Origin of the sequence: Bradyrhizobium genomosp. III (assembly GCF_000261705.1) — a bacterium.
GTDB lineage: Bacteria > Pseudomonadota > Alphaproteobacteria > Rhizobiales > Xanthobacteraceae > Bradyrhizobium > Bradyrhizobium ottawaense.
This window is the reverse complement of the sequence record NZ_AJQF01000167.1, coordinates 1-3,965: the sequence shown is the minus strand read 5'-3', so window position 1 is coordinate 3,965 and position 3,965 is coordinate 1. Positions and strand designations below refer to the sequence as shown.

Genomic DNA, 3,965 nt, shown 5'->3' with positions numbered 1-3,965 from the left:
GGCCGCGCCTGCCAAGCCGGCGCCTGCCGAAGCGCCCAAAGAGGCCGTCAAGGAAGCCGCCAAGGAAGCCGCCAAGGCTGCGCCCGTTGAGGCGCCGGCCGCGCCGCAGCCCACGATCGCCAGCGTCGATGCGCGCCGCGACAGCGACGGCCTGCGCGTGACGTTCCCAATTCAGGTCGCAACACCGGCGGCCGCGTTCCGCCGCGGCGACACGGTGTGGCTGGTGTTCGATACGCCGAAGCCGATCGACGTCGAGGCGATCCGCGCCAGGGGCGGGGCGATGATCGGCGAGGTCGGCCGCATCCCGCTCGACAAGGGGCAGGCGGTGCGGATCCGTCTCACCCGCCCGCTGGTCTACTCGCTGGCGAGCGAGGAGGTCGGCAAGGAGACCAACTGGCTGCTGACGCTCGCCGACAAGATCCAGTCGACGCCGCTGCCGCTGATGATGTCGCGCAACATCACCGACCCCGCGCTCGCCAACATCGCCATCCCCTTCGCCAATCCCGGCCTGCTGCACAAGCTCACCGACCCCGATGCCGGCGACGCGCTCTATGTCGTCACCGCGCAGCGGCCGGTGCGCGGCTTCATCAAGCGGCAGGATCTCGTCGATCTCTCGCTGCTGGAATCCGCGCACGGCATCGCGATCCGGCCGAACTCCGACGAGGTCGGCGTCGAGGTCGGCGCCGACAAGGTGATCCTCGGCAAGAAGGGCGGACTGACGCTGTCGCCGGTCGACATCTCGGCCGAGCGCGCGCCGACCGCGGTGCGCCCGATCTTCAGCCCCGAAGGCTGGCGCAAGGGCCAGTCGGACAACTTCATGGCGCGCCAGGCCGAGCTGATGACGGCGATCTCGGCCGTCGAACCGGCGCTGCGTTCCCTGCCGCGGCTCGATCTCGCGCAGTTCTACATGTCGCGCGCGATGTATCACGAGGCCAAGGCCGTGACCGAGCTGATGCTGAGCGACCCGCTCAACAAGGAGGAGAGCGGCGCGCTGATCATGCATGCGATCGCCAGCATCCTGATCGGCCGGCCGGCGCAGGGCCTGAAGGACCTCGCCAATCCCGTGATCGGCAACAGCCACGATTCCCAGCTCTGGAAGGCGCTCGCCTATGCTCGCCAGGGCAAATGGGCTGACGCGCGCGAAAAATTCAAGAACGTCGAATTCGCCATTGCCTCGCTGCCGCTCGACATCCAGCGCATCGTGACGATGGACGCGATGCGCGCCTCACTCGAGGTGAAGGACTACGCCGGCGCCTCCAAGCGCCGCAGCGAGCTCGAGGTGGTCGGCGTCTCGCCCGAGGCCGCGCCCGGCTTCGCCGTGCTGCGCGGCCGGCTCGCCGAGGCGCTCGGCCACGACAAGGACGCGCTCGACGACTACAGGTTCGCGGCCGCCTCGGCCGATCGGCCGGCTGCGGCCGAGGCCAAGCAGCTCGAGGTCGCGCTGCGGCAGAAGCGCGACGAGATCAGCAAGGAAGACGCGCTGCGCGAGCTCGAGACGCTGTCCATGACCTGGCGCGGCGACGCGATCGAGGTCAAGACGCTGCAGATGCTGTCGCAGATGTTTGCCGAGAACGGGCGCTACCGCGATGCGCTCACCGCGGCGCGCACCGCGACCAGGCTGCAGCCGAACGCCGAAGCCTCGCGCCAGGCGCAGGATCTCGCCTCGGACCTGTTCACCAAGATCTTCCTGGGACCGAAGGGCGACGAGCTGCCGCCGGTCGAGGCGCTCGGGATGTTCTACGAATTCCGCGAGCTGACGCCGATCGGCCGGCGCGGCGACGAGCTGATCCGCCGTCTCGCCGACCGTCTCGCCTCGATCGACCTGCTCGACCAGGCCGCCGAGCTGCTGCAGTACCAGGTCGATCACCGCCTCGAAGGCGCTGCGCGCGCCCAGGTCGCCGCGCGCCTGTCCATGATCTATCTCGCCAACCGCAAGCCCGACATGGCGATCACCGCGCTGCGCGCGAGCCGCATCAGCGACCTCTCCGGCGAGCTCAGGCAGCAGCGCCTGCTGCTGGAGGCGCGCGCGCAGAGCGACGTCGGCCGTCACGATCTCGCGCTCGACATCGTCTCCAACGTCTCCGGGCGCGAGGTGCTGCGCCTGCGTTCCGACATCTTCTGGGCGGCACGGCGCTGGCGCGAGTCCGCCGAGCAGATCGAGCTCTATTACGGCGAGCGCTTCCGCGACTTCAAGCCGCTCAACGCGGTGGAGAAGAGCGACATCATCCGCGCCGCCGTCGGCTATGCGCTCGCCGACGACTCGATCGGCCTGTCGCGCTTCCGCGAGAAATACGTGCCGCTGATGAGCGAAAGCGCCGACCGTCTCGCCTTCGACATCGCCAGCAAGCCGGCCGCGGCCTCCAGTGCCGAATTCGCCGAGATCGCCAAGCTGGCTGCCAGCGTCGACACGCTCGACGGCTTCCTGCGCGAGATGAAGCAGCGCTTCCCCGACGCCACCGCCCGCGCCCCTGGCTCACCGCAGGCCAAGGAACAAGTCGACCACACCGGCTCGCTGCCGACGATCCCCGTCGTGCGTCAGATCAAGATGACGCGGTAGGAAGGCTGCCGCGCCAAGCGCGGCCCGCGACGGCTCCACGTTCTCGTCGATGACGAGAGGGAGCGGAGGCGGTCGCTGAGGGCGGAGGGGGCGCATCGCCCGATGCCTGCCTCACCCTCCGTAACTCTGCACCAGGCTCCCCGCCACCAGCGACCAGCCGTCGACCAGCACGAAGAAGATCAGCTTGAACGGCAGCGAGATCGTTGCCGGGGGCAGCATCATCATGCCCATCGACATCAGCACCGAGGCAACGACGAGGTCGATGATCAGGAAGGGCAGGAACAGCAGGAAGCCGATCTCGAAGGCGCGCTTCAGCTCGGAGATCATGAAGGCGGGGACGAGGATGCGCAGTGCGAGGTCGTCGGGGGTGGCCGGCGGCGCCTCGCCCGAGAGATCCAGGAACAGCTTGAGGTCCTTCTCGCGCACGTTCTTCTGCATGAAGCCGCGCAAGGGAACGGAGGCGCGCTGCAGCGCGTCCTCGACGCCGATCTGGTTGGCGACCAGCGGGCGGATGCCGTCGTCGTAGGATTTTTGCAGGACCGGCCCCATCACGAAGAAGGTGAGGAACATCGCCAGCGCGATGATCACCGAGTTCGGCGGCGCGGTCGCCGTGCCCAACGCGGTGCGCAGCAGCGACAGCACCACCACGATGCGCGTGAACGACGTCATCATGATCAGGATCGACGGCGCGATCGACAGCACGGTGAGCAGCGCGATCAGCTGGATCGCGCGCTCGGTGACGCCGCCGCCGCCAGCGCCGCCGCCGAGATTGATGCTGATGTCCTGCGCATGCGCCGGCATCGCTGCCGATGCCGCGCCGATCAGGACAGAAAGGAAAACAACTCTACGCGGGAGGGACGGCAGCCTCACGAAGACGGCTTCGGACGGCCGAGCAGAGAGGCCATCTCGTCTTCGAGATTCTCAAAGCTGGTCTTTTCCGCGGCAGGCTTTGCGGGCGGGGCCGGTGGTGCCGGCGGCTCGCTGCGGGCGGCGCGGGGTGGCGGCGGCGCAGGCGGTTCGGGCGCAACCGGAGGCGCGACCGTCTCGCCGGCCGGGCGACGCAAGGCTGCCTCCAGCCGCTGCGCCATTTCGGCGAGATTCTGCTCGGCGCTGGAGGGGGCCGCGGCGGGAGCCGGCGGCGGAACGGGGGGAGCCTGCGGCACCGGCGGAGGCGGCGCAGCGGCGCGCTCGGCGCGCACCGGCGGCATCTTCGGCGGCTCACTCTGGCGCGGCGGCCGCGGCATCAGTGGCGGCTCGCTGCGCGGAACGCGCGGGGGCAGCGGCTCGGGCCGGGGTTCGCGCTCGGGGCGCGGCGCGTTCGGCTCGGCCGTAAAGCCGGCGAGGGGATCGCTGCGGCGTTCGGCCAGCGCGGGAGCGGGCCGGCGCACCTCGTCGGCGAAGGACGGGC

General features: G+C 69.9%; 2 protein-coding genes and 1 pseudogene. 1 reads left to right on the top strand and 2 read right to left on the bottom strand.

The window, feature by feature from the left end; translation table 11 throughout:
- Window positions 1-2,557 (top strand): hypothetical protein (locus IC66_RS0114625; protein WP_038948112.1); only part of this gene is annotated, 2,557 nt, incomplete at its 5' end.
- A gap of 111 nt (window positions 2,558-2,668) precedes the next feature.
- Here the strand turns inward: IC66_RS0114625 and fliP are convergent.
- Together fliP and IC66_RS0114615 are read right to left on the bottom strand one after the other, a co-directional pair.
- Window positions 2,669-3,427 carry a flagellar type III secretion system pore protein FliP gene (gene fliP, locus IC66_RS0114620; RefSeq protein ID WP_028142765.1) on the bottom strand — a complete coding sequence of 253 codons (759 nt, stop codon included), beginning with the start codon at window positions 3,425-3,427 and terminating at the stop codon, window positions 2,669-2,671.
- Window positions 3,424-3,965: pseudogene (locus IC66_RS0114615) on the bottom strand (flagellar biosynthetic protein FliO); the annotation flags it as partial. The gene fliP and the pseudogene IC66_RS0114615, both read right to left, overlap by 4 nt.